The organism is Polaromonas sp. P1_E3, from assembly GCF_056405935.1.
In genome coordinates, this window is sequence record NZ_JBFUBD010000663.1 from 1 (window position 1) to 1,042 (window position 1,042).

Here is a 1,042-nt window from a genome sequence, read left to right on the forward strand (position 1 = left end):
ACATGGGGGGGTCGGGTACAGCTTAGCCCTGAAAGGCCGGCATGGCATCAGAAAAATGTCGGGGCGCGCTGAAAAAAGAGGGCGACGGGCAGGCACGCGCGGTGCCCGCCCGGACGGACATCAATGTTTGATGATGTACAGGTCCTTGCCACGGTAGCGGTCCAGCGCGTTGGTGGTCGAATACCCACCCACATAAGGCTTGACCAGCCGCGGCACAGTGTATTGCAGCAAAGGGATGATGGGGTAGTCTTCCATGATCATCTTTGCGGCTTGTGTCAGCAGCGCCTTGCGCTTGGCCGGGTCCATCGACTGGTTGCCTTCATCGATCAGCGCCGAGGCTTTGCGGTTGCAGCTGTTGTGGTAATTCTGGTCAGAATCGCACTGCACCAGCGTGAGCCAGGTGGTGGCGTCGTTGTAGTCGGCGATCCAGCCGTTGCGCGCGATCTGGTAGTCCTTGTCGGTGCGCTTCTTGATGAGCACCTTGAACTCCATCGCTTCGAGTTCAACGTCCAGGCCCAGCTTGGTCTTCCACTCGGAGGCTGCGAAGATGGCCATTTTTTTGTGGTAATCGCTGGTGTTGTAGGAGAACTTGAGCTTGGTGCCGGCCGGAAGGTTCGCATCTTTGAGCAGCTTTTTGGCTTCGGCGATGCGCTTGTCGGCGGGCCACTTGGCCCAGTCATAAGAGGTGACGTCAGCACCCGAGGTCCCTTTGACGATCACGCCATAGGCCGGCGTCTGGCCATCGGCCGTCACACGCTGCGCGAGGATGTCGCGGTCCAGCGCCATCGACAGCGCCTTGCGCACACGAATATCCTTAAGCGCCGGGTCCGCATTGTTCAGCGAGTAGTAGCGCAGGCCCAGCATGTCGGTGTTGCGGATTTCCTTGGGGTACTGCGCCTTGTACTTGTCAAAGGTGCCCGGCGGCAATTGGTATACCCAGTCGTTCTCGCCCGACTCATAAAGCTTCACATCGGCATTGCCGTCTTCAACCGAGAGATAGGTGAGCTTGGTGAGTTGGACATTCTTCGCATCCCAGTACGCC

1 protein-coding gene is annotated in these 1,042 nt (G+C 58.7%); it reads right to left on the reverse strand.

The window, feature by feature from the left end; all coding sequences use genetic code 11:
* Window positions 1-120: 120 nt before the first annotated feature.
* A partial coding sequence (locus tag AC1D0Z_RS22600; RefSeq protein ID WP_477660378.1) for a peptide ABC transporter substrate-binding protein occupies window positions 121-1,042 on the reverse strand: 922 nt, incomplete at its 5' end.